Origin of the sequence: Kitasatospora sp. CB01950, from assembly GCF_001905465.1 — a bacterium.
Classification (GTDB): Bacteria; Actinomycetota; Actinomycetes; order Streptomycetales; family Streptomycetaceae; genus Kitasatospora.
The window spans coordinates 53,083-79,905 of record NZ_LISX01000018.1 but is presented as its reverse complement, the minus strand read 5'-3'; the positions used below and the strand labels follow the sequence as shown (position 1 = coordinate 79,905).

Sequence of the window (26,823 nt, the reverse complement as noted above, 5' to 3'; positions counted from 1 at the left end):
CCGCAGCGCGGGTACGCCCGGCCGCTCGGACACGACGGACTCGGGGGTGGTGCCGGTCATCGCGCGGTGCCTTCCGGTGCCGGGTGCGAGGAACAGCTCGCCGGCCGCGGCGGCGGCCCGGGCGGGACGGCGAGGCCGCCGTCGCGGGCCTCGACGCGGGCCCGCTCGGCGTACTCGGCGAGGCGGGCCTGCACGGCGTCGCAGCCGGCCATCCATCCGCTGTCGAAATCGTCGCCGCGCCCGTCGGGGCCGCACCAGGTGGTGCTTTCGACGACGGCCACGGCCCGGTCGAGGACGTCGTACTCCAGCCGAGCGATGGCGGCCGACGCCTGCTCGGGCGTGTGGCCGGCGGCAGTGAGGAGCTGGGTCAGCAGGGCGCGGCCGTAGCCGTGCAACGCGGCCTCCAGGAGATCGAACACGGGGTGGGCGGCCCGGTGTGTGCGGGCCGCCCTCGGGACAGTGGTGCTACCGGTCGGTGGTGCAGTCGTGGCCGGCCTCGACCCAGTCGCCGTCGGCGAACTGGGTCTCCAGGGCCCAGCCGCAGGCGCTGCACTCGGCGCGGCCGTCCCAGCCGATCTCGGGCCCGTCGTCGCAGCCATGGTCGGCGTCGACCAGGGTGCCGTCGTCGAACAGCGCGTCGCCGCCGTCGCCGCAGGCGCCGCACTCCCACTGGGCGTACCAGGACACCTTCGGCTGCTGGATGGTGGGGATGGTCACTCGTCTCTCCTCCGGGAGGTGGACCGTCCCGGCCAAGCCGGGACGGCGGGGGTCGTGCGGGGCGGGTCAGCCGGTGACGGTCTCGGCGTGCCGGGTGAGCGCGTCCAGGAGCGCGGCCTGGTGGTCGGTCAGCTTCCCGTCGGTGCGGGCCCCCGCCTGCTTCCGCAGCCAGGCGCCGGGCCGGAACGTCGGATCGTCGCCGAGTCCGGTGCGGTTGGCGGGACCGTCGAGGGTTCCGCCGGCGGCGAGGTAGGCGAGCAGGCGGCGGTACGACCTGTTCCAGTCCGGCTCCAGACGCCACAGCTCGTCCAGCGCGTCGAGCTTCGCGACCTGGTCCGCGGTGAGGTTCTCGGCCTTGCGCTGGCGGCGCATCCACGCGCCCACCGCGTAGTCGTCCAGCTTCGCGGTCGCCGGGATCGCGAGGTGACCGTGCCGGCGGTGGAACGCGGCGGCGTACGCGAAGCCGCGTTCCCAGGCGTTCGCGTTCTTCGACCAGATCATGCCGAGCGCGTCCAACTCGCTGACCCGGGCGGCATCCAGCAGGTGCTGGCCGTTCAGGTGGCGCTGGCGGGCGAGCCAGGAGATCAACTCCGCGTGGCGCGTCTTGTCGGTGGGGTCGAGGTGGCCGTGCTCGATGTGGAACGCGGTGGCGACGGCGTGCATCCGCTGCCACTCGACCGCCCTGGGGTTGAACGCCCGCAGCTTGACGGTCTGCAGGATCTTCGCCGCGTGGTGCCGGGCGTTGATCCGCAGCCACTCGATCGGCGACTCCACCGGCACCGCCGGCTGCTCGTCCTCCCCGGCCTCCGCCGCCTCGCCCTCGGCGGCCGTGGTCGTGGTGGTGTGCGCGGCGCCCTGCGAGCGGTGGGCGCGCAGCTCGGTGATCCGGCCCACCACCCGGGCGTCGTGCGCCGCCAAAGCGCGCAGGACCCGCCAGATGGTGCGGAACGAGGACGCCTCGATCTCGGCGTCGGCCTCCGCCTTCACCGCCTCGCCGGCGTCGTGGACCTCGGCCGGGTCCGCGGTGGCGGTGTCGTCGCCGACCACGGGAGTGGGCAGGTAGACCGGGATGACGACCCAGGACACCTTGCCCTGCCGGTAGGACTGGCGCAGCGCCCGCCCGACGGCCTGGACGATGTCGATGACCGACGACTTCGGGTCCGCGAAGACGATCGCGTCCACGGCGGCGACGTCGATTCCCTCCGTCAGGAGCCGGCTGTTGCAGAGGATCCCGCACTCCTCGCCGTCCTCGCCGGTGTGGGCCTTGAACTCCGCGAACGCCGCCCGGCGGTCGCGCAGCCGGTCGGTGCCCGCCACGGCCTTCGCCCAGATCCGCTCCGGCCGGTCCTTGTCCTCCAACAGCTCCGAGGCCTCCAGCAGGGTGCCCGCGAACTCGCGGGCACCCGTGACCCGGGAGTGGAAGGTGATCACGCGGCGCAGTTCGAGATCGGCGACCGCGCGGAGCACGGCGATCTGCAACGCGAGGCGCAGCAGTTCCTCGTTGGAGCGCTGGGAGCGCAGGTCGGCGACGGCCGGGAGGTTCAGCAGCTCGCGCAAGTCCTCGTCGGTGACCACCGGCACGAGGACGCGGTAGTCGGCGAGGTAGCCGTGCTCGATGCCCTGTCCGAGCGTCCAGGTGAAGCAGGTCTTGCCGTAGATCTCCTCCGAGTCCATGGAGCAGAGCACGGGCAGCTTCTCAACGCCGTCGGTGTCGGTGAGGTCGGCCAGGCCGTCCTTCGCCCGCCGGTCGTCCGCGATCCTGGGGGTGGCAGTGAAGTACAGCCGGCGCGCAGCGGGGACCTGGTCGTCAGCGTGGACAGCCGCCCACGCCTTCCCCTCGGCACCTGCGGTTCGGTGGGCCTCGTCGATGACCACTAGGTCCCAGGCAGGCAGGCCGAACTGCTGGTGCGCCTGGACAATGCGCTCCAGGGAGGCGTAGGTGGCGTACACGGTGACCGGCTGGCCTTCGGGGGCGCCGTTGACCAAGTCGGTGAGCTTGGCCGCCTGCGTGGTCACCTGAGCGTGGACACGTCCGCCGGCCTCCGCGCTCTCCAACGCCTCCTCCCGCGAGCACGCCGCCACCGCCAGGCCCCGGCGACCGCCCCGCAGCGACCAGGCCTCCGCGGTCTGCTCCAGCAACTCGATCGTCGGCACCAACACCAGCACCCGGCCCTTCGCAGCCAGGCGCCGCGCGCAGCCGGCCGCGATCAGCGTCTTGCCGGAGCCGGTGGCCGCGACGACCGTGGCGCGGCCGCCGTCCTTCACCTCGCGCACCGCGGCCGCCACCGCGTCCTTCTGGAACCAGTGCAGCGGCAACGGATTCGCCACGGCGGCCGCGCCGGTCGGCTGCGCCGGGACCGGCTTCCTGGCGGTGGCGCGGAACGCGGCCGGCACGTTCTGCTCGGCGGTGGCGGTGGTGGTCTCCACGGCGGTGCTTCTCCTTCGGATGCTGAGACGGCTCGGCGGTGCGGGCGGTGCTGTGGAAGGGCCGGGCCGTGGGCCTCTCCCCGGGGCCAGGCCATGGACGGGGAGAGGCCGTACCGGGTCCTACTCGGGGATCCAGCCGCGGACTTCGAGGTAGGCGATGTCGGCGTCCTCGACCGCGCGGCCGGTCTCCACCAGCCACTCCCGCATCGCCTCGGTGACGTCGCCGTGGTGGTCCGCCACCCGCTGGGACCACTCAGCGGCGTCGAACCCGCCGGTTGAGCTGGAGCCGTAGGTGCGTTCCTCGGTGCCGTCCGAGCGGGGGACGAACCCGCGCCGGATGCCGCCGGAGTCCTTCTCCGACCCGGCGGAGTACACGTACTGGTCGGCCTTCATCCGCACGGTGAAGGCGAGTCGTCCGCCGGCCTGCCCGGTCTCATGGACCACCGGGGCCAGGTGGGAGGCACCCGACTTGATGGCCTGTCGTCCGGCACGGCCGGCCATCGACCCGCCCGCCTCGCCAACCGTGTCCTTGCCCCGCACCCGCGCCTTCTGCCCCGTCTTCGTGCGGCGGCGGCTGGTGTTCGCCTCGGCGATGCCGGACAGGGTCTCCTCGTCGCGTTCGCCGCCGCGCACCGCGCGGACGACCTGGCGCAGTGCGTCGACCATGCTCGCGCCCTTGCCCTTGGTGAAGAACTGGGAGACGAGGGAGGCGTCGCGGCCGAGCATCCTGGCGACCTGGCGTTTGGTGTAGCCCTGGTCGATCAGCTCCTGCGTCAGCCGCGCGGCCTCGTTCGGGTCCTGCGGCGTGCCGGGGCTCACCGGCTACCTCCCTGGGCGTAGTGGGCGCGGCCGAGATCGCGCAGGGCCAGCAGCTCTTCCGGCGTGGTCGGGGCGGCGACCGGGCCGGGCAGGTGACCCTTTTTCAGGAACTCACCGGGCTGGCCGTGGTAGGGCCAGGTGACGTCGGCGGTGGTGTAGATGGCGTCGGTGCGGAACGCCACGACGCTGTGCGGGGGCAGGTGGAGCGCGCCGACCATCACGTCGTCCTCGCGCATCTTCATGGACAGCAGCGCGGTGCGGGCACCCGACCAGACGCGGGCGGCCCACTCGGGGTGCGCGTTCGGGTCGCGGGAGAACCCGGTGGAGCGCTGCCAGGTCACCACCGTCTCGTCCTGGCCGAGGATCTCCACCCCGGCCGGCAGCGCCTCGCCGATCGGCGTGGTGCCGGTGACCGTGCGCGGGCGCTGTGCGAAGCCGCCGATCCCGAACAGCAGGATCGAGCGGACCGCGCGGCTGGCGAGGTAGGCCGCCTGCCGCTGGCGCTCGTCGCCATGCATGCGGGAGAGGTTGGTCAGGTCCGCCCACGCCGCCTTGAGCTTCTTGCCCCAGTCGTCGATCGGCTTGCCGTCCTCCCAGATCAGGCCGTCCAACACCTCGACCTTCCACGGCATCAGGTGGTTCGTGAGGGCGAGGTGGACCTCTGCGCCACCGGCCCAGGTGGTGAACGTGGCGCCCGGGGTGGCCGGGTACTCCCAGGCCCGGTCACCGGGCACCGGGGCGGGCAGCAGCCCGACGTGGCTCCAGCCCTGGGGGACCGTCACGCGGATGTGCCAGTGCGAGCACGCCATCAGCGCCTTGGCCTGCGCGGCCTGGTCCATCGCGGCGAACGCCGCGGCGGTGACGCGCCGGGGCGCGCCGACCCCGCTCTTCCAGGTCTGCTTGCCGTAGGCGAAGGTCGCGTCGAACTCGACCAGGCCCGGCAGCTGCTGCGGCACCCGGGGCGGCGGGAGCAGCTCGGTGCGGCCCTGCCCGCCGGTGGCGTGCAGCAGGCCGCGCAGTTCTTCCGACATGACCGGGTAGCCGCCCGCCCACTTGCCCTTGGTCGGGATGGTGCGGGTCCACAGGTCCCGGCCGGTCTGCGACGGGGAGCCCATCAGCACCGCGTCGTCCCAGTGCCGGCGCAGCGCCTGCCACAGCAGCCGGAACGCGTCCCGGCAGGTGGCCGGGTCGGTGCCGTCCGGATCGAACCACTCGCCGATGCTGCGGACCTCGACCACGTTCTTGGGGTCGGCGGCGGGGGCGTAGCGGCCGACGGGCTGGCGATGGTGGACGAAGTGCCCGGCCAGTTTGTCCTTGCCGGCTCCGGTGGCGGTGGTCCACCGCTCGCTCGGGGTGTTCAGCCACGCGGCGACGGCGTCCTTGAGCGTGGAGTAGCGCTCGGCGCCGTCGTGCCACGGGGCGCCCGCGGTAATGTAGATCCGCTCGGTGCCGGGCGCGGCGGCGAGGACCGCGTCCAGGATCTCCCCCGGCGACTTCGCCCCGAGGTTCAGGCGCAGCGTGTGCTCACGGGCCACCAGCTCGCCCGTCACGGCGTCCAGGAACACGGTCACCCGCGTCTGCTGGGTGAAGTTCGGCCGGGTCGAGACCAGGCCGGAGGTGACGGCGGCGAACCGGTCACCGGCCGGGCCCTGCGGGATCTGCGGTAGCTCCCGCTGACCGCCCCCTGCCACTGCGGCGGGCTGTGCGGCGGCCACCGTGGCGGGCGCGGCAACCGGCGCAGCCGGAGCGGCGGGCTGGTCGGCGGGCACGGCCACGGGAGCGGCCCCGGCCGGGGCCGGGGCCGGGGCCGGGGGGATGGCGGCAACCGGCCGCACGGCGGGCTCGGCCACCGGCACCGGCGCGGCCGAGGCGGCGGAGGTCTCGGCCGCGGGGCGGGCCTCGCGAACTGCGGCCGGAGTCGGGTCGAGCAGCGGCGCGATCCGCACCACGTCGGCCAGCGTCAGCCCGGACGCCTTCGCGACCGCCGCGGCCTGGGCGCCCTCGTACCCCGCGAGCCCGGCGACGCGGCGGGCACGCTGGGCGGTGAGCCTGTCCAGCTCCTTCTGCGCGGCGGCGACGGTCTTCTCCGCGGCCGTGATGTCGGTGCGCAGCTCGCGCAGGCCGGCGAGATGGGCGGTGTACGACTTGCGGTCCATCAGCGAATCACTCCCCCTTCGGTGTCGGGCCGGTCGGCGGTGGTCGGGCGGGTGGGGACGTAGGCGACCGGGCCGCCGGAGACCGACGGCAGGCGGGTGCCGAGCAGCAGGCCGGCCAGGCGGGCGTCCTCCGGCTGAGCCGGGTCGGCGGCGTTGGCGGGGGCGGTGAGGTCGGTCAGGTAGCCGGCCAGCCGCGCCTTCGGGAACCGGTAGCGCCCCGCGGTGCCGACGGCGCCGTCCGACTCCCACTCGGTCAGGCCGGTCAGCACCGCCACGACGAACCCGGCGACCGTCACCGGCAGCACCCCGCCGGCCGCGACCCGGACCGGATCGCACCGCCACCAGCCCGACAGCGCGGCCAGCAACTGCGCCTCGTCCAGGCCGGCGCCGAACCCGATCCAGTCGCGGTCCGGCTCCTCGACCCGCGCGGGGGCGTCCGCGCGCAGCACCGCCACCTCCGGGGCGCCGAGCACGGACAGGTCCGCAGCAGGACGGGCCTGGAGCGCCTGCAGTGCGGCCAGCGGGAACACCTGCCGACCCTGCTCGCGCACGCCGGGCACCACGTCGGTGGCCATCAACTTCTTCACCGTCGGGATCGAACACCCCAGGGCCGTCCCGGCCTGCCCCGTCGTCACAAACACACCCAGGCCTCCACGCCTATTCATCTCACTCAAAACGCTAGGAAGACCCTACGCCTCCCCACCGACACCGTCCACGCCTTTTTAGTAAGTCGTACAAGCATGCCCGGTTGGCTGTACGGCCCCGCCGACGCGGTCGGGCACAGCTAGGTCGCCAAGTCGCCCACGGGCGCCTGCCTCTGCCGACGCAGCGCCTTGGCGGTCCTGGCGGCCAACCGCGGATCGGCGAGGACCCGGGCGATGACGGCCTCGTCGCTCCGACTACGCCCACCAGCCCCAGCTCGTCGAGGACGCCCTCGGCAAGCAGATGCTCGCCCTCCTGCACCAGCTCGACGCCACCTGCCAGGCCGTCGAGGAACTCTTCCCCCAGCACCCCGACGCGGAGATCCTGCTGTCCTTCCCGGGCCTGGGCACCCAGCCGGCCGCCCGCGTCCTGGCCGAGATCGGCGACGACCACACCCGCTTCGCCGACGCCCGCGGCCTCAAGGCCTACGCCGGAGCCGCGCCGGTCACCCGCGCCTCCGGCAAGAAGAGCCACATCGGCCGGCGCATCGTGAAGAACGACCGCCTCAACCACGCCGGCCACCTCTGAGCGTTCTCCGCCCTCACCGCCTCGCCCGGCGCCGACGCTCACTACCGCGCCCGCCGCGAACACGGAGACTGGCACGCCGCCGCCCAACGCCACCTCTTCAATCGCCTGCTCGGACAGCTTCACCATTGTCTCCAGCACCACGAACGGTTCGACGAGCACACCGCCTTCCCCACAGCCGCCTCGCAGGCAGAGGCGACTGCAGCGTGACCAGTCAGAGCGCCTTGCCCCAGCCGCCCGCCCCGGTTGATCATTTGCGGATGAGACCAGAAGTGCAGGCATTCGTAGCCGACGGCCCTCTCCCCGGCTGGGACGCTGACGGGGAGGAGATCGACCGGCGGTGCGACCAGATCGAAGCCATCGCCAAGCCCGTCACCGGCGACGAGGCCCGGGCGTTGATCACCTGCTTCGGCCCGGACGACTGCTACGGCGTCGCCTGGGCTCTGCTGCACCTCATCGAGACAGGCCCGAATCCAGTCCTGACCACTGCGCCCGCCTCCGACGCCAACGAGTGGCACCACAGGCTCTGGGCACGCATCGTCAACAGCGGACTCGCCCCATGAACTTGACGCGCTAACCCCGTGCGATGTCTGCGCTTCCCTGCACCCGGCGCACCGGCAGCCGACTCCGCGCCGGCCCGGCCGGGCTACGGGTGCGGGCCGATCCGTACCACCTCGATGCCGCCGTCACTCGTCCACGTCCAGTGGATGCGCCAGCCGCAGCCGGCGCCGACGCGCGAGCCGTAGACGCGGACGCCGAGGTGGCCGGGCAGCGCGTGGTGGCGGTGGGTACGCAAGCCCGGATGGCGCGGATCGACGGCCAAACGCCCAAGGGCGCAGCGGACCTGACGGTGCAGGCTACGGTCGGCGCGGGGGCCGACGAGAACACCCCGATTCGGGGTCTGGCCTGCGGGAACGGCCGGGCGCCGGGCGCGGGTGCGGACCCCTGAACGAGCACCCGAACGAGCAGGTAGACGAGCAGCTGAACGAGACGCCGGGCGGGCGGGTCGGAGATGCAAGAGCTGTCACGGACCTGGGGTCGCCGGGCCGGGGTGGGGCCCGGGTGCTCGGCGGCCCGGTGGTCGGCGGCCCGGTGGTCGTCGTGCTCCGGCCCGGCCGGGCCGATCAGGCGCGTAGCGCAGCGCCGCCGATCCCGACCGGCACCACCACCCACCACCCACCACTACAGCGGAGAAGAGGGACCAGGACAGGGATGCCGGAATTCTGGGGTGCCTCCACCAACCCTCCGACCTGGCCGGACGCGGCGGCGGCCGCCGGGGAGGGAAAGCGCCATCGGAACCAGCATCGGAAGTGCCACCGGAACCGTCATCGGAAACGGCCCGGCCGGGCCGGGCCGGGCGGCGTAACCGCCAGCAGCAACTGGCCCGGATGCCCGACGGTGACCTCTGACAGGTGACCTTGACCGATTGCCAAGCGATATTGGCCGACACGGTCGAACACCTATCGGTACGGTCTGCTGATGGAAAACCTGCCAGAGAGCGTCGACCGCGAAATCCTGGGCGGCCGGATCATCCACGCGATCAAGGCGTTCCGGGACGCGTCCGGCTGCACGCTCCATGAAGCGATCGATGTCGTTGATGAGCGCGCAGCAGAGCTTCGCCGTGATCGGCCAGATGACTTCCGGCGGAACCGCGAAGAAGACGGCCGCAACGTCACCTGACCCGCCGCCTCCAGCCGGTCAAGCTCACTTGGCAATCGGTCAAGATCACCTGTCAGAGGACAGCCCGGCCGCCACGGCCTGGGACAGGACCTGTCCCAGGCCGGACGCGCAACCCTCCGCCGAGTAGCCGGGGGGAATCTCACCCCCCGGCCCTCACAGAACCGTGCGTAACAGTCTCCCGTTACACGGCTCTTGTCGCTCTGATCATCAGACCAGCACTGCGCTCACGGACGGTGTGAGCCGCCAGTGCGCGAACATGCGGGGATAGCGCCGAGCGATCTCCTGAAGCTTCGCCAGCGCCTTCCGCTTGCCCGCGAACCGCCCGTACTTCTTGCGAATCCACCGCACCAGGTAGGCGTTGATGCGCGTCAGGAAGGCGAACAGCTCCCACGGCCGGAACCGGCCGTAGTAGTTGATCCAGCCGGCCACCTTGGGGTTCACCCTCCGCACCAGCTCGTTGAAGGTCAGATCGGTCCGAAGATGCAGATGCCAGCTCCGCACCTCGCGGCTGATCTTGTTCAGGGCGTCCCTGCTGATCGCCGGGGCGAAGCCGAGGAACAGGTTCCCGTGTCGGCTCCGCCCCTTCCTGGCACGGAACGTGTACCCGAGGAACGTGAACGCCGTGTGCTCGTACGAGCCACGGCGAAGTTGGTCCTTGCAGTAGACGATCCGCGTCTTGTCGGGATGGAGTTCCAGCCCGACCTCGACCATCCGCTCCCGCAGTGCCGCCAGGACCGCACGGGCCTGGCTCTCGGAGACGCAGTGCAGCACCGCGTCGTCCGCGTAGCGCTCGAACTGGACGGCCGGGAAGCTCCGAGCCATCCACATGTCGAACGCGTAGTGCAGGAACAGGTTCGCCAGCACGGGAGAGACCGGGGCGCCCTGCGGCGTCCCGAGCTCCCGCTCCACCAGGGAGCCGTCGGGCATGACAAGCGGGGCGGCGAGCCACCTGCGCACGTACAACTTCACCCAAACGGCATCGGCGTGAGCATCCACCACCTTGACCAGCAGGTCCCAGGGCACGCTGTCGAAGAACTTCCGGATGTCGAACTCGACCACCCAGTTCTTCCGCCAGCACCGCTCCCGGCACTTTCCCACCGCATCCAAAGCGGACCGACCGGGCCGATATCCATAGCTGTCCGGATGGAAAATCGGCTCCACCCTCCGCACGAGATACCGCGCCACCACGGTCTGCGCCACACGGTCGGAGACAGCGGGAATGCCGAGCATTCTCGCGCCGCCGCCGTGAGGCTTCGGGATCTTCACAGCACGCACCGGAGGCGGGAAGTAGGAGCCCGATGACATGCGGTTCCAGATCTTGTACAGGTTACCCTGGAGATCCTTCTCGAATTCCTCGATGCTCTGCCTGTCCACACCCGGCGCGCCCTTGTTCGCCCTGACTTCCTCCCACGCCTCCATGACTTCCCGCTTCGAAATATCGAACGGCTTGATCTGAGACTTCAACTGGCTCATCCCACTCCTCCCGGAGCACTTCCGGTTGATGTGATCAACACAGCCACGAACGACCCGGCCCCTTCGCTCCGCCCCCATTACAGGGGCCTCACCGCTACTACAGGCCGGTCCGCCAGCAGGACCCGCATCGGTACTCGACTCCTCACAGTTGCGTCTGCTCGGAGCACTCCCTCTCCCCCACAACACGGTGGGGACTATCGGGCCCCGCCTTCTCCTGTTCCGTACGGAAGCCGCAGTCCGGACTCACGTCGCCTGTATGCCGGACACCACCTGGCCAATAAACGGGCACCCGCCAGGCTCATCCCGGGGTTCAGGTAACACCCCGGTTTTGATGTCGTCTGTTTTCCTTTCGACACGTCAGCAGCGATTCACTTGCGTTCGTCTTCCCGGACCCCACCTGACGCCTCTTACGCCGCCTTTTCCTCATCGCTCACCACGACGGTCTTCAGCCAACGCAGCATGAGGCGGTTTGAAGCCTCCCCCCGCAGGGCGACTCCGAAGGGCCAAACCTTCATCTTCCGTACAGCACCGCAATTGGAAGCTGTCCTACTACCAACTCCTTCTCGCGTTCAGGACGCAATACCTGGGGAAACGGGGTGGGACGGTCCCAGGACCGTCCAGCAGAATCGGGCATACCGGGGCAGTCGCAGCGGCCGGGTCTCCTGCTTGTCGGCGGCCGTGGCAGAGTCCAGGTGTGCGGCCAGTTGAGTCCCGGCTGATGGCCACCAGAATTCCAGGTGGATGGCCGTCGGGCCTGCGGTGTTCCTGATCGCTTCCTTATCTGAAGGAGACCCCTTCGTCCGGTTTGCTGGTGTTTGCGAAGCATCAGCGAAACCGGTCGAAGAGGTCCTGTGACGAAGTCTGACAGAGAGATCATGGAGATATTCGAGGCGTACGACCTGACCGAGACGGTCTGGTCGGCGGCCGCCCTCACGGGACACGACCCGAAGACGGTCAAGCGGTATGTCGAGGCCCGCGCCGGCGGGCGCAACCCGTTCGAGCGCGAGCCGCGGCCGAAGATGATCGACGCGTTCCTGGAGAAGATCGAGGAGTGGGTCGAGCAGTCGAAGGCGACGATCCGCGCCGATGTGGTCCACGACAAGCTCGTGAAGATGGGCTATCCGGGGAGCGCGCGCTCGACGAGGCGGGCGGTGAACGCGGCGAAGACCGCGTGGAGGGTCGGCAAGCGGCGGACCTACCGTCCGTGGATCCCTGAGCCGGGACGCTGGCTGCAATTCGACTGGGGCGAGGGCCCGAAGATCGGCGGGCGGCGGACCTGGCTGTTCTGCGCGTGGCTGTCCTGGTCCCGCTTCCGGGTGGTGATCCCGGCCTGGGACTGCACCCTGGGAACCCTTGTCGCCTGCCTGGACACCACGCTGCGGCGGATCGGCGGGGCGCCGACCTACGTGCTGACCGACAACGCGAAGACGGTCACCGTCGAGCACATCGCCGGGATCCCGGTCCGGCACCCGCAGATGGTCGCCGCGGGCCGGCACTACGGCTGCCAGGTCGTCAGTTGCGTCCCCTACGACCCCGAGTCGAAAGGCGGGGCGGAGGCCACGGTCCGCATCGCGAAGGCCGACCTGGTCCCCACGGAGGCGAACCTGCTGCCCGCCTACGACACCTTCGCCGAGCTCGCCGACGCCTGCCGGGCCTGGTGCGACGCGGTGAACACGCGTCGGCACCGGGCGACCGGACAGATCCCGGCCGACCGGCTCGATATCGAACGCACCACGCTGCACGTCCTGCCGATCGAGCCGCTGGCGCTCGCGCTGGGCGAGGAGCGGGTGGTCGGCTCGGACCGCACCGTCAGCTTCAACTCCGTGCGCTACTCGACCCCGCCCGGCTACACCGGTGCCAGGGTCTGGTGCCGGGTCGTCGGCGACGAGCTGTCGATCACGGCCCGCACCAAGTCCGGTGATCTGTCGGAGATCTGGCGTCACCAGCTGTCCACGCCCGGCGTCCCGCAGATCATCGATGCGCACTACCCCGACCACCCCGACGGCCGCTCGGTCCATCAGCCGAGGCTCCAGCCGCGCTCGGAGGCGGAGGTCGCGTTCGTGGGCATCGGCCCGGGAGCCGGGCGCTGGCTGAAGGAGGCCGGACCCGCCGGGGCGTCCCGCATCCGCGCCAAGATGGCCCACGCCGTCGAACTCGCGACCGTCCTGGGCAGCGACCGGGTCGACCAGGCTCTCGGGCTCGCGGCCGCGGCCGGGCGCTTCGCCGAGGACGACCTGGTCTCCATCCTGGAGCACATCGCCGCGAACAGGCCCGTCGGCCAGGTCGTCCGCGCGGACGAGGCCCACTCCGTCCAGAACGGCACCATCGCCTGGCAAGCCCTGGGCCGGCAGCAGACGGCGGCCGGGGAGTCGAGGGCCGACTGACCGCAGTCAGTCGCCGATGAACCACAGATACAAGTGCGTTCCCCGCTCCACGACCCGGCACAAGTCGCGGGCCTGACCGACCCATTCACCGCCCAAGTCGGCAGGAAGTCGGTCGAGTTCCGCCAGCAGCAGCGGCACCTGCCGCTGGTTGAAGACCGCATCCCCATACGGCGTCAGGGCCCAGAGCATCGGGAACTGCGCCGGGTCCAGATCCGCGAAGCCGGCCGTCCACTCCACACCGGCCTCGGCGCGAGCCACGACCTTCCTGCTGTCTCCACGCACCGCCATGTTGATCACCCGCCGAGCCTATCGGCGCCCACCGCGACCCACGAAGGAATTACCGACCGTGACGTTTCCCCAGGCCCCGGCCCTGCCCGAGGAGCTCGACAAGCTGATGCGCCGGATGCGCCTGCCCTACATGCGCAAGGCCGCACCCGACGTCCTGGCCACCGCCCGGGCCCAACGGTGGGATCCCGCCGAGGTCCTGCGGTTGCTGATCTCCGAGGAGGTCACCGGCCGCGACGCGGCAACGCGGCGCCTTCGGCGCCACTCGGCGAACTTCCCCACCGGCAAGACCCTCGCGTCCTGGCGGGCCGAGGACTCCACCATCCCCGAACCCACCCAGAACTCCCTGATCACCCTGGAGTGGATCGGCCGCGCGGAGAACCTGGTGATCGCCGGCCCGTCCGGGACCGGGAAGTCGCACTTCACCGAGGGCTTGGCCCAGGCCGCGATCGAGAAGGACCTGCGGGTGTCCTGGTTCACCCTGGAGACCCTCGCCGCCGCGATCGGCAAGTCGAAGGTCGACGGCTCGACCGCCCGCACGGTCGCCCGGATCTGCCGGGCCGATCTCATCGTGATCGACGACATCGGCCTGCTGCCGGTCGGCGAGGACGCCGCCGAGGCGTTCTACCGAATCATCGACGCCGCCTACGAACGCCGCTCGATCGCGGTGACCAGCAACATCCACCCCTCAGGCTTCGACACGATCATGCCCAAAACCCTCGCCGGGGCCAGCACCGACCGCCTCATGCACCACGCTCACCTGGTGACCACCACCGGCGACTCACACCGCCTCGCCGAAGCCCTCGCCGGCAAGGGCGTGGTCCCCTTGACCTGACCACCACCCCCAGGAACACCACTGGCCACAGGCATGGATTACTGATGGCCACCAGCCCGGACACCCCACGACCGCCCACCTGGGCATCTCAATGGCCGTTGACACTGCTCGGGCGCGCCGCTGGTTCCGACCCGGACGTGCCCGGCGACCCGCTGCCGGTGACGGCCTGCGGGATCGACACCGCGGGCATGGTCGTCGACCCGTGGCGGCCGTCCGGACCGGGCTCGCGCCGGTACCCGTCGCGGTACGCCGGGCATGTCCGCCCGCGCTGCGAGCGGGCGGTCCGGTCGACGTGAACGCGGGTCCCGGGGGCGGTCTGCTCATGGATTCGGCCCCGCTTCGGAGAGCGCCAGCCAGCGGTGACCCGAAGGCAGGTAGCCGGGTCCGGCCCTGGTCGCCGGGCTCGGTGCCGGGAGACCAGGGCCTCCTTGGCCGCGACCTCGTGGGGCAGCAGTTCGTCGCTCCCCCACCAGACCCGCCAGGCCCGTCCTGTACCGCCCTGGCCGATCACCTCGAGCGGTCGGTACCTGCCCGCCCACCACCTCGTCGGGAGCTGCCGCCATGGAGGCGGATCAGCCGTCAACCCCTGAGGCACCCGGGAATCCCCCGTCCGGAAGGGATCAGGACTTGGAGCCGGTGAGGGCCGTGATCCGGATGGCGAAATGGCCGTACGCCTGCTGGGCTTCGGCGGCCTCGGTGAGTTTGGGGCCGCCGGTGATGCCGGTCGGGTTCTGCACGCAGGTGGTGGCGGCGGTCTCCATCCGGTTGAGCGTCTCCTCCCAACTGCTCTGCGCGTCCCCGTCGGGCAGCCGCCGGAACGCCCTGGCCGTCTTGACGTGGTCGAGCACCTGCCGGCACTGCGCCGGGTCGCCGTTGCCGACAAGTCGGAGCAGGGTACGGATGTCGTCGCCGATCACCTTGGTCTGTTCCTTGCCGCCCTTGGCGGACCAGCCGGCCAGTGTCTCCTTGTCCTCGGAACAGCCGGCCAGCCCGGCGGCCAGCACTGCCACCGCCGCCAAGGCGAGCGCCCCACGCGGGGCCCGGCGGGAACGAGCGTCCATCTGCATCTGGGCACGTCCTTCGTCTCGGCCGGACGGTCCAGGAATTGACCCCCCGTCAGTCGAGGAGGACGCCTGCACAGGCCCGCCGGTTCGCCACCCGCCCGACGAACGGGATCGGCGAGGCGTGACGCGGCGTAACGTGACGTGGCGTGGCGGCTCGGTGCGGAGCCGGGCCGCGGTCACCTCGTAGCGCAGCACGTGTGCCTTGCGCACGATTCGTCCGGTGGCGCCGGTGAGGCTGGTCCCCAGCAGTGCGAGGGCCTGGTTGCAGCGCGGGTCGTCGCCCTCACCGCGGCGGGACCGTTCCAGGTTCTCCAGGAAGCGGGCGGCGCTGCGTTGCACGGCGGCGGCGAGCTCCAGCAGTTCATGGTGGCCGGCTTCGCCGCCGGGCTCTCCGGTGGCGCTCAAGTCGGCGCCCGGCCGGGCTCGCGGGGCGTCAGCTGCCGCCGGCGCTGCAGGAGAGGCCGCCCTCCCCCAGCGGCCGAGCGCCCCCCCGCTCGCGGGGCGCTCGGCCGGGAGCAGCCGGGCGGCTTCGCGGCGGCCGGCCGCGGTCAGGGTCCGCAGCTTGCGGTTGTCCGGCGGGCGCAGCTCCTCGCGCACCCGCGGCCGGCGGCCGCCAGGTCCGCCAGGGCGTAGAACAGTTCGTGGCGCGGGTCCCGGGTCGAGGGGCGGGCGCGGAACTGGATGCGGTGGGTGATCTGCGGGGCCAGATCGCGCGGCGAGGCGTTGACCGCGAACGACTTGCCGTGCCCGGCTCTGCCGTGGATGCAGATCATCGTCCTGGCTTCGATCGCTGCGCGGGTGTTCTCCCGTGCCGCCAACAGGGCCTTGGTGGCGACGACTTGGGTGCCGCGCAGGCGCATGCAGTGGTCTTCGCGTTCGGCGGGCAGCCGGCCCGGTCGGTCCGCTGTCGTCACAGGTGTCCTCCCTCTCGTTCTGCTTCTTCGTCGGCCCCGGGCGCAGGCGGGCCGGCGTCGCTACCGGGTGCGGCCGGGCCGGGGCGGCGGATCGGGCGGGCCCACGAGGAGGGCGCCTCGCGCGGCGGGATGAGGTCCGGCAGCGCCCGCTTCGCCGGAGTGCTCCCGGACCCGGCGGCCGCGGCGAGTTGCTCCTCGGCCTCGGCTGCGGTCGGCGCCGCCAGCGGCTCGGGCCGGGCCGGGCCGGTGACCGCGCCGTAGCGGCCCAGCCGGCGGCGCCGGCGGTCCGCTGAGGCCGGCGCCCGTTCCATCGTGCGCCGCTGGGCGTCCTTGGACCGGCGCAGCGCGGCCCGCCGGTCTGCGGTGGCGGCGTTCGCGAGGTGCGCCGGCCCGAGGTGGGCGCCGGTGGCGGCGTCGAACACCTCGATCTCGTGGTCGTGGTGGGGGACGGACCGCACTCGTACCGGGTGCCGTCCATGCCGTGCCTCCACGGTGCGACGTAGTAACGCCCCCGCCAGTACGCGCCCTTCGTGGGCAGGACCTTGTCGCCTCCCACGTCCTCGAGGGTGAAGGAGCGCAGCAGGGCGGGCGGGACGTCCTCGATCGGGGTGGGGTCGTCCTGCCACGCCTGGAGCGGTGTGCGGCCGCCGAGCGGCTGCGGGCGGTGCTCGGTGTTCCACCACCGCGCCCGGTCCAGAAGCCGTGCGGTGAACTCGGCGAACGGCAGCAACCCGTCCAGGTCGCCGCGCCGCGCCCGCGGCCCGGTCGTGGCGGCGGGGGCGTGGAGGCAGCCGGGCTGCGCGGCCAGGAACGTGTCGACGACGCAGTGGTCGAGGTTCTCCACCGTGCCCTTCGACTCCGGTCTGCGTGGCGGCAGATCCTGTGCCGGGACCGCGAGCGCGCCCGGCGCCCGGGTCACCGCGGCGCACAGGAACTCCTTGCCGCGGTCGACCCGCGCCAGTTCCGGCAGCCCTCCGATCGGCCCGTACGGGCCGTCCCTCTCGTCCCGTGACAAGGCGATCCGCAACGCCGCCGGCACCGCGTCCCGGGACGGCTGGTGCGGGGTGACGGCCGCACCCGTGATCGCGTTCCTCGCGCAGTCGATGAACCACGTCACCCGCGGGCGCGCCGCGCGCCCGTCCGACTCGACCTCGACGGGCAGGTGCTTGTGGTCGCCTTCCCAGCAGGCGTTGCGCCACTTCGCCTGACGGGCCGGATGCGCATCGTGCGCGCGTCTGGCCCCCTCCCCGTCCTTGAGCGCGGCACGCCGACCCGCGTTCAGGTCCCGGCGCACCGCCCGCTGGGGCGTCGCCAACGACGGCACACCCGCTCCCCCGTCATCCCCGACACCCGAGACCGACTCCCCGCCGCGCTCCCCCGACCGCGGAGCCGTCCGCCGGCACACGGGCCTGCGCAGCAAGCTCCCGGTGGACCGCCGCCGCGTTCCCGTGCCACAACGCCAACCGCGCGTGGACCTCGTCCGTGGCCGTGAACCGCGGCCGGGCCTTGCGCGCCGTCCGGCCCTGCTGGCGGGCAGCCTGCAGCCGGCGCTGCACCGACCGGCCCGCCGACACCGCCGCCAGGCGCACATGACCGGGCGTCAGAGCATTGCGCTCCTCCAGGGCCAGGAGCCGGAACACCACCTGCTCACGCACCACCCACGCACCACCCACGCCGGACCGCCGGGCCCCGCCGCGTCGCTCCCGCCACCGCCGTCCGCCGTCCGCGCCCTCCCGGCCCGTCCGACAGCCCCGGCAACGACCGGGCCCGTCCCCTGCCCCTCCGGGAGGACAGCGACCACACCACACGGACCCTGCGTTCCGGTCGGCCCGACGGCTTTTCCCCGACCGCTTCCGCCGCAGCCGCGCGAGACGGTACACCGCTGATACACCGCCGGTGTGCGCTCGCGGCATGGCTGACGCGACGATCAAGGTCTCCCCCGACACGCGTGACCGGCTGGCCGCTCTCGCGGCGGCCCGCGGCACCACGATCGGCGCCCAGGTGGCGCTGCTGGTGGACCAGCAGCCCACCGCGGAACAGATCGCCGAACGCGTCGCCGAGGGCCGCCGGATGCTGCGGGAACACTTCGGGATGACCCTCACCGACACCGACCTCGACCAGGGACCGGACCTGCTGCAGCGGATCTACGGCATCGCCGCGGACGACGCCCGCGCCAAGGTCGCCCCCAGGCACAGCGCGTGATCGTCCTGGACTCCAGCGCCCTGACCGCGCTCGCCGCCGGCCACCCGCGCCTGCACCGGATCGTCGACGCCGCCCTGCACAGCCCCTTCCAGCACCTGCTGGTGCCGGTCCTGTGCCTGGCCGAGGCCGAGATCAAGGACGGGGGCGCCGCGCACGCCCTCCTGGCGCTGCCCGCCCTGGAATTCGAGCCGCTCGACGCGAGCACCGCCGTCGTCGTGGCGACGATGGTCCGCGACGGATACGGGGGCCAGGACCTCGCGCACGCGATCGCCGCGAGCCTGCCCACCCCGGTACGCCCGCAGCAGCACCTGATCCTCACGGCCCGCCCCGATCTCTACCCGCCCGGGGTCACCGCCGTCGACATCGACGACCCCCGCCTGGAGCAGTGGACACCACTCCAACCGCGGCACCCGGGCGGCCGGGGCGTCACCGACCGTCTCGACCCCGGCCGGCGAACTGCCCGGCCGGCGCGGTGAGAGCGTCCCGGACGGGGGCGCCGGCCGGGCAGCCCGATCGCCGCCCGGGCGACGGCTGCGGCCGCGGCCGTGGTCGTGGTCGCGGCGGAACCGGCGGAGGCGCCGCGTCGGGCTGCGGCGGAGGCGGAGTGCGTCGAGGTGCGGCAGTCGTCGCGGACGGCGCACTGCACCGGGTGTCGGCCGCCGTACGCGTTCCCCGCGTTCCCCGCGTTCCCCGCGTACGGCGGCCGACGGCGTTCCGGAGCGGTCGCGGGTGGCTGGACCTCGGGCGGGGGCGTCGGGCGGGGCCGTCAGGGCGCTGGGCTCTGCGCGCCCTCGACGTCGGCGAGCAGTTTGCGCAGGAGCCCGTCCAGGGTGGCCCGTTCCTCGCCCGAGAGGGCGGAGAGCAGCGCGGTCTCGTTGGCCGCGTGGTCGGTGAAGGCGGCGTCCACGAGGGCGCGTCCGGCCGCGGTGAGGGCGATGCGGACGCTGCGCCGGTCCGCCGGGTCGGTGCGGCGTTCCACCAGGCCCGCCGATTCCAGCCGGTCGGTCCGGCTGGTCATGCCGGCCCGCGACATCAGCAGCAGCGCGGCGAGTTCGGAGGGCATCAGTTCGTACGGCGCGCCGGAGCGGCGCAGGGTGGCGAGAACGTCGAACTCGCCGCGCCGGAGGCCGTGTTGCTTGAACACCTCTTCGACGGCCCGGCCCGCGAGCAGCGCGAAGCGGCCGAGGCGGCCGACGGTGCCGACCGCCGCCAGGTCGAGGTCCGGGCGCTCCCGGCTCCACTGGTCGAGCATGACGTCCACGTGATCCATGGGGACATATTATTCGATGGGAGATAGTTAGACGTAGTACTATCAGCCATGGAACTATCGGAGCTCGCTGTGGGGAGAGGCCAATGACGTCGATCGGACCGGAAGCCGTGGTGGTGCGGGGCGACGAAGCCGAGACCGTCGGAATGCTCGGCGGCAAGGGGCGGCTGCTCGCGGACTCCAGCGCCACCGGCGGCGCCCTGAGCACCCTGCGCGTCACGCTGGGGCGCGGCAAGGACGGCGCCACTCCGCACTACCACGGGGGCTCCTCGGAGCTGTTCTTCGTCGTCGACGGCTCGGCCCAGGTGCTGGTCGGGAACGAGGTGGTCACCGCCCGGAGCGGCGACCTCGTGGTGGTGCCGCCCCATCTGCCGCACGCCTTCGCGGCGGCGCCGGACTCCGGGGCGGACCTGCTGATCGTGATCACCCCCGGGGTGGAGCGCTTCGACTACTTCCGCCTGCTGGAGCGGATCCGCGCGGGCGAGGCGACGGTCGAGGAACTGCTCGCCAAGCAGGACCTCTTCGACAACCACTTCCTGGAGTCGCCGAGTTGGCGCGACGCCCGGGAGGAAGCCGCCCGGTCCGAGCCGTAGACCGCCCGGCACCGAACCCGGCCCGACACCAGGGAAGGAACCCCGTGACCGACACCCGCACCATCACCAACCCGCCCGGCCTGCACGACCCGACGCCGTTCGGCTACAGCCACGCCGCCTCCGCGCCCGGCGAACCGGTGTTCATCGGCGGCCAGTACGCCTCCGACGCCGGCGGTCGGGTCGTGCCCGGCGACTTCGCCGCCCAGGCGGAGCTCGCCCTCGCCAACCTGCGCACCGCGCTCGCCGGGGTCGGCCTCGGCTTCGAGCACGTGGTCCGGCTCGGCTCGTACATCGTCGACCACGACCCGGAGAAGCTGGCCGTCCTCGGCAAGGCCCTGGCCGGGGCCTGGGGCGACCGGCTGCCCGCACAGACGCTCATCGGGGTCGCCTCGCTCGCCCTGCCGGGGATGCTCTTCGAGATCGACGCGGTCGCCGTCCGGCCGGCGGCGGGGGCAGCGGGCTGACCCACCCCACCGGGCACGGGAGAAGTCCCGTTCAAGGCCGGCGCGGTCACGGCGGACGGCCACCCCGTGCTCGTCGCTCCCGGGCAGCAGGCGCCCGGTCCCGCACCCTGCCTGGGCACCGGCCGCGGGTTCGCACGTCCTTGCCGGCACAGCTGCGGCAGATCGGGCCCTCGAAGCGGCGGCCGGCGGGCTCGGCCTGCCGGCAGCGGATACCGGGCCGGACGGCGCCCCCCGGTCGGTTCCCGGTGAGCCGGACCCGCTCGGGGCGGCGGGCACTCGGATCGGGCGGGGCGTCCGCGCCGACGGCTCGGCGGGCGGAGAGGTTCTCGGCGGCCGTGGCGATCAGGCCGGACGGCGTGCAGTCCCGGACGTCGCACAGGGCGGCCGGCACAGGAAGGCAGAGGCGTTCGGGGGCGCCGGAGACCGGCCGGTGGACCCGGGACGGCGAGAGGGTGATGCCGCGTTCGCCGACGTGCGGCACCAGGGCGGCGACGGCGGACATGCCACGGGTGGGCTGGCGCCTCAGCTCCTGCCCCGAGCACCGCCGCCGCGCCGGACCGGGCGGCCGGTCGGGTCGGCCCGCTCCGCCCGGCGGACGGTGCGGGCGGCCGGCCTCGGCGCGACACCGGAACGGGCGGCCCCTCTACCGCGCCGGACGATGACGGTGACGCGACTGCCGCGGCCTGCGCACGGGCGCGCAGCCGCTCCCGCAGTGGCGGGGCGGCTAGGCAAGGTTCACAACATCGGGTGATCCTGTGCCGGGGATCCACCTCGCCTGCCTCAGGTGCCGACGACTTCGAAGCTAGCGTGTGCAGTCGAGCGGGCCACGGTGTCGGCGACCGGTCCTGCGGGAGGACGTCATGGCCGCTGATCAGGCCTTGGGTGTTCTACGCCGGACCTCGCCGGCGCTTCCCCGCGCAACCGGGCCGAGAGGAGCGGTACGTGCCGGCTCCGGACCCCCTGCCCGCTCTCGGGAGGGCAGGGCAGGGGTCCCCCCGGTGAGTCCCGTCGGCTCGTACCGTCCCGCCACGAGAGGAAGACCGTGACCCTCCAGCAGCCCCCTGCGCCGATCCTGATCAACAACGTACGTGTCTTCGACGCCGTACGCTCCGGGCCGACCCCGCCGACGTCGGTACTCATCCAGGACCGAAGGATCGCCGCGATCGGCACCCGGAACCCGCCGGAGGGGACCGTCGTCATCGAGGGCGGCGAGCGGATGCTCATCCCCGGCCTGACCGACGCGCACGTCCACCTCTTCGCGACCGGGACCTCCCTCGCGGGCCTGACCACCGGCGCCACCGGCACGGGCTACTACACCGCGCTCGCCGCGGCCGAACAGATGCTCATGCGCGGCTTCACCACCGTCCGGGACATGGCCGGCGACGTCGCCCCGCTGCGGCAGGTCCTGGACGCGGGAACGTTCCCCGGCCCGCGCATCTACCCCAGCCAGGCCGCGATCTCCCAGACCTCCGGGCACGGCGACTTCTCCGACGTCTACGAGAACGCGAACACCTTCTCCTGCGGCGCGCACGCCCGCGCCGAGCAGATCGGCTTCCTGCGCGTCGCCGACGGCCGCGACCAGGTGCTCGCGGCCGTGCGCGAGCAGCTGAAGAAGGGGGCCTCCCAGATCAAGGTCATGGCGGGCGGCGGGGTCGCCTCCGCCTACGACCCGCTGGACGTGCTGCAGTACACGCCGGACGAACTCAGGGCCGCGGTCGAGGCCGCCACGGACTGGGGCACCTACGTGGCCGCGCACGTCTACAACGACGAGGGCGTCCGCCGCGCGATCGCCGCCGGGATCAAGTCGATCGAGCACGGCCACCTGATCGCCGGTCCCGAGACCGTCAAGCTGATGGCCGACAGCGGGGTGTGGCTGAGCACCCAGCCCTTCCTCGAAAACGACCACGAGTACCCCAACCCGGAGAACACCGAGAAGAACAAGCAGGTCTGCGAGGGCGTCGCGAACTCCTTCGCGTGGGCGCGGGAGCAGGGCGCGAACATCGCCTTCGGCACCGACCTGCTGCTCGAACCGGAGAAGTCCGGACTGCAGAACGAGATGCTCACCCGGCTGTCCACCCACTTCGGCTTCAAGCCCGTCGAGGCGCTGAGGATCGCCACATCCGGAAACGCCGAACTCTTCCGGCTCGCCGGCGAGCGCGACCCCTACAAGGCGGCCCCTCTCGGCCGGATCACCGAGGGCGCCTGGGCCGACGTCCTCCTCGTCGAAGGCGACCCCGTCCAGAACCTCACCGTGCTCGCCAACCCGGACAAGAACCTCGTCGTGATCATCAAGGACGGCCGCATCTACAAGAACACCCTCGCCTGACCCGAACAGCACCGCCGTCCACCAGGGCCGCGGATCACTCGAACCGCACCCCCTCCACATCCGGACCCGCCCCGGGCGACCGCCGCAAAGGGGAGAGGGCCGTGGCCGGGCAGCTCCGCTCGCTGCGACCGTCCATCGCCCCAGGTCCCCGGGCGGTTTCGCGTCAGGTGGGCGATGACCTCGTCGGCGTTCCTGCCCTGCTGGGCGGCGCGCTCGCGGAACGGCCCCTCTCTCCGACGCCCTCCGGAATGCCCCCTGTCCTCCGTCCGCGCCGCTCGACATGAGACCCGGGAACCCGACTGCTCTCATGGCCGCAGAAGGCAACAAGGAGTTGCTGACAAGAGGCAAGGAAGTATCAGATGTCCCTTCGCCCCAAGGCCCGCCCGGTCGGCCTTCTCGTGGCCGCCGCGGCTACCGCCGGACTGCTTGCAACCGCTGCACCTGCACAGGCCGCAACAGCCGGCTGCGGTAACAACGGCGCCGACTACACCGGCGCCAAATTCACGGTTGCCACATCTTCGAGTGACACCCAGTCGATTCCGGCGGAAGTCACCTTCAACGGCGACGGGTCGGTCGTGACCGACCTCGCAAGTGGCACATTCACAGTTGTCTCGAGCACCCTGGCCGAAGGGGGTTCGGGGGCCGTGAGGGTCGGCCTCCCCAACAATCAGACGTTCTTCCTCAGGCCGACGTGCCTGGCCGGGACGACCGTTCGCCAACTCGACGGCTTGCTGCAGTGGGGCACCGACCTGTACAGCGCTGTCCTCTCACGGCCCAGCCTGTAGGCGGACGCACCCCGCACCCGTCGGCGCCGAACCCTGCTTTCCCGGTGGGGAGTTCGGCCGCCCGGGCGGGCCGGGCCAGGGGTTTGTGCGATCACCGACAGGCCATTCCGGTCATTCGGTGGCCGATACCCGCGAAGGACCGCTTTCTTCCCGGATGCCGCACCCCGGGGTGCGGGGGACTGCCATGCTGACGCCAGCGGAATGTGACATTTCACATTCCGCCCATCGTCCCATCCCTGCACCCCGAGGAGAGACACCCATGAAGACCACCGTCATCGCCGTCGCCACCGCCGCGGCCATAACCACCCTGGCCACCGTCCAGGGGGCCGCCGCCGCGCCGGTCGGCCCGGCCGGACCGGTCGGCGCCGTCGTGACCTGCGGCACCCCTGGCGCGCCCGGTCCGCTGCTGACCCGGGCCTGCGTCGAGGTGACCGGCAACCAGGTCCGCTTCTACGGGGTGGCCACGCCCGGCGACCCGTCCTGGGAGCCCCGGCCCCTCGGCTTCACCGTCTCCGGCACGGTCGTCGGCAGCGCCCCCCTCGCCCCCGTCCACCCGGCCGTCATCGTCCAGGCCGGCTCGAACCAGGTCGGCAGCGTCTTCTCCAGCGCCCCGTGCGGCGCCACCGTCAGCACCACCTTCTCGGTGGCCCAGCCCGGCTGGCCCACCTCGACCGCCACCGTCTCCACCGTGGTGGCCTGCTGACGCCGGACTCCCGCAGGTGTGCCCCGGCCCCCGGGGCACACCCCGCCACCACCCCTCCGCAGCAACCTTCCAGCGGCAGCAGGTCCACCGGCACCCGCATCCCACCAGCACGAACCGGCCGATGCCGCGCAGCCCGAGCACAGGAGCCGGCCGCCGCAACAGCGCCCCGACCCGCCGGATCCCGACCGGACGGCCGAGCAACACACGGCCCGGTCGCCGGTCCAGTCGTAGCCGAGGAATCGCGACGCCGCCGGGCCGCCGGACCCGTCCCGATTGCGCCGGCCGGGTCCTTGAGACCGCTTGCCGGACGGTGCGTCAGGTCGACGAACTCGTGGCCGGTGGGCGTGCTGAGGATCTGCGCGCCGTCGCCGTAGCGGCAGACGGTGGCGGCGAGGTCTTCGGCCGGGTCGGTGGTGCAGCCGGCGGCGAGGCGGGCGGCGCGCAGGATCCGGGCGGGACTGTCGTGCCCGTGGCGTCTGCCATGTCGCCACGCCCTTTGCCGAACCGCGCCGCGTCGCCGCTCGCACCGGCCCGGGACTCCCGCGTCATGGGGTGGTGCGAGCCCGTTGAGTGCGGGCCGCATCCCCGTGGCCCGGGGGGGCGGGCCGCCCGTGGCGGCGTGGAAGCGCTTCGTTCGCTCCTCGCCGGGGCGTCGGGGCGCCGGGTCCGGACGGCGTCGGGGCGGTTCACAGGCCGCCTGTGTAGAGGAGGCGGTTGGGTGAGTCGGGGCCGAGTCGGGTGAGGACGTCGGTGGTGGAGTCGGTGAGGAGTCGGGCGCGGATGTCCTGGGGGGTGGCCTGCGGGGTCTGCTGCTCGACGAGGGCGACGGCTCCGGTGACGTGGGGTGCGGCCATGGACGTGCCGTTGAGGGTGCTGGATCCGCCGCCGAGCCCGGCGGAGACGATGGCGACGCCCGGCGCGTACAGCGCCAGGCAGGGGCCGTAGTTGCTGAAACTCGCCTGCCGGTCCTGTCTGTTGACCGCGCCGACGGCGAGGGCCTTGGGCGTGCGGGCGGGAGAGAAGCCGCAGGCGTCCTGGGCGTCGTTGCCGGCCGAGACCACGGGCAGCACGCCCCGGTCCGCCAGCGCGTCCACGGCCGCGTCGAGCGCCTCGGAGGGCGGTCCGCCGAGGGAGGCGTTCAGCACCGCCGGCCGCCGGGCGTGGGCGGCGACCCAGTCCAGGCCCGCGAGGGAGGCGGCCGTGGAGCCCTCCCCCTGGCAGTCGAGCACCCGGACGGCGGCCAGGGACACCGCGCGGGCCACGCCGTAGGTCCGGCCGCCGACGGTCCCGGCCACGTGCGTCCCGTGCGAGTGGCAGTCCTGGCCGTTGCGGCCGTCGCCGACGGCGTCGAATTCTGCGGTGGCGCGGCCTTCGAACTCCTCGTGCCCGGTCTCGATGCCGGTGTCGAGGATGTACGCCGTGACGCCCTTGCCGGTTCCCTCGACCGTGAAGAGCCCGTCGAGCGGGAGCGAGCGCTGGTCGATCCGGTCCAGGCCCCAGCTCGCCGCCTCGACGGTCACCCGGGGCGCGGCGCTTCCCGTAGTGGACGGCGCCTGCCCATCCCGGGCGGGCTGCGAGGTCCGGGCGGGCCGCGCGGGCCGGTCCGGTTCGGGAGGGGGGCCGACGCTGATCCGGGCGTTCTCCTCGATCGCCTCGACGGCGGGCAGGCCCTGCGCCGTCCGCAGCTGGAGCGGGGTGAGCGGGGCGGCGAAGCCGCGCAGCGCGGTGCCGTAGGTGAACAGGGGCCGGACGCCGAGTTGCCGCAGGACCGTCTCGGGGGCGAAGGCGGGCTTCACCCTGACGATGTACTCCCCCGGCACCGCCGCCGGGGAGCGCGTCACCGCGACCGGGGGCCGGCCGGGCCCGGTGGCGGCGCCCGCGTGGCCGGCGCCGCCGGTCAACGGCACGGTCAGCAGGAGGACGGCGGCTGTCCGGAGGGCGGTGACACGCATGCGTGCTCCATCACAGGAAAGGGGGAACCGGCGGCGGGCCGAAGGGCCCGAAGGGCGAACGAGCGGGGCCGGGGCTGCGGGGCGCGTGCGCTCGGGCACGGGCACGGCGGCCCGCGGGGCGGCGTGCGCCGGAGCCCCGTGCCGCGAGCACCGGGGAGCGGGATGTCCTGAAAAAGGGGGGGCGGCCCTGGGTCCGTGGGGCGCCAGGACCGCGCGTGACACCGGCGGAGGCGCCGGGCCGGGCCCGGCCCGGTCCGCTACTTCTCGGTGAGCGCCTGGGCGCGCTGCCTCAGGTCCTGGGGAACGTCGTCCCGCCGGGCGACATCGCGGGCCAGGTCCCGCAGTTCCGCCGTCGAGCCGGCACTGTCGTCGTCGCTGTTGTCGTCCTCACCCGCGCTGTTGATGGCGAGGGGGCTCATGGCGTCCTCCTTGATCCGGTGGAGCTCCGTGTGGTCAGTGCACGATCTTGCGTGTCGGGCGGGCACAGGAGGGGGCAAGCCGCCACCGGGGTCCTCCGAACGAGTGCAGGCGGCAGACCTGGACGGCCCTG

General features: G+C 72.7%; 28 protein-coding genes and 1 pseudogene. 13 read left to right on the top strand and 16 right to left on the bottom strand.

The window, feature by feature from the left end; genetic code table 11:
• Positions 1-56: 56 nt before the first annotated feature.
• From AMK19_RS31050 to AMK19_RS31025, 6 genes are all read right to left on the bottom strand, one after another.
• Entirely contained in the window at positions 57-419 is a 363-nt protein-coding gene (locus AMK19_RS31050; protein WP_073818255.1) for a hypothetical protein, read from the bottom strand.
• A gap of 46 nt (positions 420-465) precedes the next feature.
• Positions 466-717 (bottom strand): hypothetical protein, encoded by a 252-nt coding sequence (locus AMK19_RS31045; RefSeq protein ID WP_073818253.1) that lies wholly within the window; start codon positions 715-717, stop codon positions 466-468.
• Positions 718-783: 66 nt separating this feature from the next.
• Positions 784-3,144, bottom strand: a complete 2,361-nt coding sequence (locus AMK19_RS31040) for a DEAD/DEAH box helicase (protein ID WP_073818250.1) — start codon at positions 3,142-3,144, stop codon at positions 784-786.
• 120 nt (positions 3,145-3,264) lie between these two features.
• A complete protein-coding gene (locus AMK19_RS31035; RefSeq protein WP_073818248.1) occupies positions 3,265-3,963 on the bottom strand; it encodes a hypothetical protein in 699 nt (232 codons plus the stop codon).
• Positions 3,960-6,119 carry a hypothetical protein gene (locus AMK19_RS31030; RefSeq protein ID WP_073818245.1) on the bottom strand — a complete coding sequence of 720 codons (2,160 nt, stop codon included), beginning with the start codon at positions 6,117-6,119 and terminating at the stop codon, positions 3,960-3,962. Before AMK19_RS31030 ends, AMK19_RS31035 begins: the two co-directional genes overlap by 4 nt.
• Entirely contained in the window at positions 6,119-6,706 is a 588-nt protein-coding gene (locus tag AMK19_RS31025) for a DNA-binding protein (RefSeq protein ID WP_241844663.1), read from the bottom strand. Before AMK19_RS31025 ends, AMK19_RS31030 begins: the two co-directional genes overlap by 1 nt.
• A gap of 304 nt (positions 6,707-7,010) precedes the next feature.
• On the opposite strand from AMK19_RS31025, the pseudogene AMK19_RS31020 reads away from it, so the two are divergent.
• Together AMK19_RS31020 and AMK19_RS31015 are read left to right on the top strand one after the other, a co-directional pair.
• Positions 7,011-7,556 (top strand): annotated as a pseudogene (locus AMK19_RS31020) (transposase); the annotation flags it as partial.
• 62 nt (positions 7,557-7,618) lie between these two features.
• Positions 7,619-7,909, top strand: coding sequence for a hypothetical protein (locus AMK19_RS31015; protein WP_083647507.1), 291 nt, complete (start codon positions 7,619-7,621; stop codon positions 7,907-7,909).
• 83 nt (positions 7,910-7,992) lie between these two features.
• On the opposite strand, the gene AMK19_RS36240 is transcribed toward AMK19_RS31015, so the two are convergent.
• Positions 7,993-8,142: a hypothetical protein gene (locus AMK19_RS36240; RefSeq protein ID WP_158071965.1), complete on the bottom strand. Its 150-nt coding sequence runs from the start codon at positions 8,140-8,142 to the stop codon at positions 7,993-7,995.
• 683 nt (positions 8,143-8,825) lie between these two features.
• Between AMK19_RS36240 and AMK19_RS31010 the strand changes: the two genes are divergently transcribed.
• Positions 8,826-9,026: a hypothetical protein gene (locus AMK19_RS31010; RefSeq protein WP_073818239.1), complete on the top strand. Its 201-nt coding sequence runs from the start codon at positions 8,826-8,828 to the stop codon at positions 9,024-9,026.
• Positions 9,027-9,233: 207 nt separating this feature from the next.
• Here the strand turns inward: AMK19_RS31010 and ltrA are convergent, their stop codons facing one another.
• Positions 9,234-10,499 (bottom strand): group II intron reverse transcriptase/maturase, encoded by a 1,266-nt coding sequence (gene ltrA, locus AMK19_RS31005; protein WP_073818236.1) that lies wholly within the window; start codon positions 10,497-10,499, stop codon positions 9,234-9,236.
• An 875-nt stretch (positions 10,500-11,374) separates the two neighbouring features.
• On the opposite strand from ltrA, the gene istA reads away from it, so the two are divergent.
• On the top strand, positions 11,375-12,883 hold the full coding sequence (gene istA / locus AMK19_RS31000; protein WP_073818233.1) for an IS21 family transposase: 1,509 nt from the start codon (positions 11,375-11,377) through the stop codon (positions 12,881-12,883).
• A 6-nt stretch (positions 12,884-12,889) separates the two neighbouring features.
• Here istA and AMK19_RS30995 read toward each other — a convergent pair whose 3' ends face one another.
• Entirely contained in the window at positions 12,890-13,171 is a 282-nt protein-coding gene (locus AMK19_RS30995; protein ID WP_241844673.1) for a hypothetical protein, read from the bottom strand.
• A gap of 106 nt (positions 13,172-13,277) precedes the next feature.
• Between AMK19_RS30995 and istB the strand changes: the two genes are divergently transcribed.
• Both istB and AMK19_RS30985 read left to right on the top strand, forming a co-directional pair.
• Positions 13,278-14,003 (top strand): IS21-like element helper ATPase IstB, encoded by a 726-nt coding sequence (gene istB / locus AMK19_RS30990; protein ID WP_073818335.1) that lies wholly within the window; start codon positions 13,278-13,280, stop codon positions 14,001-14,003.
• Positions 14,004-14,047: 44 nt separating this feature from the next.
• Entirely contained in the window at positions 14,048-14,299 is a 252-nt protein-coding gene (locus AMK19_RS30985) for a hypothetical protein (RefSeq protein ID WP_143200495.1), read from the top strand.
• A gap of 324 nt (positions 14,300-14,623) precedes the next feature.
• Here the strand turns inward: AMK19_RS30985 and AMK19_RS30980 are convergent, their stop codons facing one another.
• From AMK19_RS30980 to AMK19_RS34705, 3 genes are all read right to left on the bottom strand, one after another.
• Entirely contained in the window at positions 14,624-15,070 is a 447-nt protein-coding gene (locus AMK19_RS30980; RefSeq protein WP_073818225.1) for a hypothetical protein, read from the bottom strand.
• Between the two features lie 545 nt (positions 15,071-15,615).
• On the bottom strand, positions 15,616-15,981 hold the full coding sequence (locus AMK19_RS30975) for a hypothetical protein (RefSeq protein ID WP_073818223.1): 366 nt from the start codon (positions 15,979-15,981) through the stop codon (positions 15,616-15,618).
• A complete protein-coding gene (locus tag AMK19_RS34705) occupies positions 15,978-16,439 on the bottom strand; it encodes a hypothetical protein (protein ID WP_083647506.1) in 462 nt (153 codons plus the stop codon). Before AMK19_RS34705 ends, AMK19_RS30975 begins: the two co-directional genes overlap by 4 nt.
• Before the next feature lie 1,453 nt (positions 16,440-17,892).
• Between AMK19_RS34705 and AMK19_RS30960 the strand changes: the two genes are divergently transcribed.
• Positions 17,893-18,183, top strand: coding sequence for a hypothetical protein (locus AMK19_RS30960; RefSeq protein ID WP_073818218.1), 291 nt, complete (start codon positions 17,893-17,895; stop codon positions 18,181-18,183).
• Positions 18,180-18,659 (top strand): hypothetical protein, encoded by a 480-nt coding sequence (locus tag AMK19_RS30955; RefSeq protein WP_073818215.1) that lies wholly within the window; start codon positions 18,180-18,182, stop codon positions 18,657-18,659. The genes AMK19_RS30960 and AMK19_RS30955 overlap by 4 nt, the downstream gene beginning before the upstream one ends.
• A gap of 290 nt (positions 18,660-18,949) precedes the next feature.
• Here AMK19_RS30955 and AMK19_RS30950 read toward each other — a convergent pair whose 3' ends face one another.
• Positions 18,950-19,453, bottom strand: coding sequence for a MarR family winged helix-turn-helix transcriptional regulator (locus AMK19_RS30950; RefSeq protein WP_073818212.1), 504 nt, complete (start codon positions 19,451-19,453; stop codon positions 18,950-18,952).
• Between the two features lie 83 nt (positions 19,454-19,536).
• Between AMK19_RS30950 and AMK19_RS30945 the strand changes: the two genes are divergently transcribed.
• Together AMK19_RS30945 and AMK19_RS30940 are read left to right on the top strand one after the other, a co-directional pair.
• Positions 19,537-20,043, top strand: a complete 507-nt coding sequence (locus AMK19_RS30945; RefSeq protein ID WP_073818209.1) for a cupin domain-containing protein — start codon at positions 19,537-19,539, stop codon at positions 20,041-20,043.
• Between the two features lie 44 nt (positions 20,044-20,087).
• Positions 20,088-20,507: a RidA family protein gene (locus AMK19_RS30940; RefSeq protein ID WP_073818207.1), complete on the top strand. Its 420-nt coding sequence runs from the start codon at positions 20,088-20,090 to the stop codon at positions 20,505-20,507.
• A 46-nt stretch (positions 20,508-20,553) separates the two neighbouring features.
• Here the strand turns inward: AMK19_RS30940 and AMK19_RS35605 are convergent, their stop codons facing one another.
• On the bottom strand, positions 20,554-21,009 hold the full coding sequence (locus tag AMK19_RS35605) for a helix-turn-helix domain-containing protein (protein ID WP_073818204.1): 456 nt from the start codon (positions 21,007-21,009) through the stop codon (positions 20,554-20,556).
• 540 nt (positions 21,010-21,549) lie between these two features.
• On the opposite strand from AMK19_RS35605, the gene AMK19_RS30930 reads away from it, so the two are divergent.
• The 3 genes from AMK19_RS30930 to AMK19_RS30920 all read left to right on the top strand — a co-directional run bounded on the left by AMK19_RS30930 (position 21,550) and on the right by AMK19_RS30920 (position 24,321).
• Positions 21,550-22,833 carry a metal-dependent hydrolase family protein gene (locus tag AMK19_RS30930; protein ID WP_073818201.1) on the top strand — a complete coding sequence of 428 codons (1,284 nt, stop codon included), beginning with the start codon at positions 21,550-21,552 and terminating at the stop codon, positions 22,831-22,833.
• 359 nt (positions 22,834-23,192) lie between these two features.
• Entirely contained in the window at positions 23,193-23,618 is a 426-nt protein-coding gene (locus AMK19_RS30925; protein WP_073818199.1) for a hypothetical protein, read from the top strand.
• A gap of 259 nt (positions 23,619-23,877) precedes the next feature.
• Positions 23,878-24,321: a hypothetical protein gene (locus AMK19_RS30920; RefSeq protein ID WP_073818197.1), complete on the top strand. Its 444-nt coding sequence runs from the start codon at positions 23,878-23,880 to the stop codon at positions 24,319-24,321.
• 686 nt (positions 24,322-25,007) lie between these two features.
• Here AMK19_RS30920 and AMK19_RS30915 read toward each other — a convergent pair.
• Positions 25,008-26,273, bottom strand: a complete 1,266-nt coding sequence (locus tag AMK19_RS30915) for a S8 family peptidase (RefSeq protein ID WP_073818194.1) — start codon at positions 26,271-26,273, stop codon at positions 25,008-25,010.
• A gap of 257 nt (positions 26,274-26,530) precedes the next feature.
• The gene (locus tag AMK19_RS36235; protein ID WP_158071964.1) at positions 26,531-26,692 is read right to left on the bottom strand and encodes a hypothetical protein; all 162 of its coding nucleotides are present in this window, start codon (positions 26,690-26,692) and stop codon (positions 26,531-26,533) included.
• Positions 26,693-26,823 lie beyond the last annotated feature (131 nt).

Bases quoted from the DNA above. Each gene is read 5' to 3' on its own strand.
- AMK19_RS31030 (WP_073818245.1), bottom strand. From the start codon at position 6,119: ATGGACCGCAAGTCGTACACCGCCCATCTCGCCGGCCTGCGCGAGCTG.
- AMK19_RS31010 (WP_073818239.1), top strand. From the start codon at position 8,826: ATGGAAAACCTGCCAGAGAGCGTCGACCGCGAAATCCTGGGCGGCCGG.
- ltrA (WP_073818236.1), bottom strand. From the start codon at position 10,499: ATGAGCCAGTTGAAGTCTCAGATCAAGCCGTTCGATATTTCGAAGCGG.
- istA (WP_073818233.1), top strand. From the start codon at position 11,375: ATGGAGATATTCGAGGCGTACGACCTGACCGAGACGGTCTGGTCGGCG.
- AMK19_RS30995 (WP_241844673.1), bottom strand. From the start codon at position 13,171: ATGGCGGTGCGTGGAGACAGCAGGAAGGTCGTGGCTCGCGCCGAGGCC.
- istB (WP_073818335.1), top strand. From the start codon at position 13,278: ATGCGCCGGATGCGCCTGCCCTACATGCGCAAGGCCGCACCCGACGTC.
- AMK19_RS30985 (WP_143200495.1), top strand. From the start codon at position 14,048: ATGGCCACCAGCCCGGACACCCCACGACCGCCCACCTGGGCATCTCAA.
- AMK19_RS30980 (WP_073818225.1), bottom strand. From the start codon at position 15,070: ATGCAGATGGACGCTCGTTCCCGCCGGGCCCCGCGTGGGGCGCTCGCC.
- AMK19_RS30960 (WP_073818218.1), top strand. From the start codon at position 17,893: ATGGCTGACGCGACGATCAAGGTCTCCCCCGACACGCGTGACCGGCTG.
- AMK19_RS30950 (WP_073818212.1), bottom strand. From the start codon at position 19,453: ATGGATCACGTGGACGTCATGCTCGACCAGTGGAGCCGGGAGCGCCCG.
- AMK19_RS30945 (WP_073818209.1), top strand. From the start codon at position 19,537: ATGACGTCGATCGGACCGGAAGCCGTGGTGGTGCGGGGCGACGAAGCC.
- AMK19_RS35605 (WP_073818204.1), bottom strand. From the start codon at position 21,009: ATGTCCGCCGTCGCCGCCCTGGTGCCGCACGTCGGCGAACGCGGCATC.
- AMK19_RS30925 (WP_073818199.1), top strand. From the start codon at position 23,193: ATGTCCCTTCGCCCCAAGGCCCGCCCGGTCGGCCTTCTCGTGGCCGCC.
- AMK19_RS30920 (WP_073818197.1), top strand. From the start codon at position 23,878: ATGAAGACCACCGTCATCGCCGTCGCCACCGCCGCGGCCATAACCACC.
- AMK19_RS30915 (WP_073818194.1), bottom strand. From the start codon at position 26,273: ATGCGTGTCACCGCCCTCCGGACAGCCGCCGTCCTCCTGCTGACCGTG.
- AMK19_RS36235 (WP_158071964.1), bottom strand. From the start codon at position 26,692: ATGAGCCCCCTCGCCATCAACAGCGCGGGTGAGGACGACAACAGCGAC.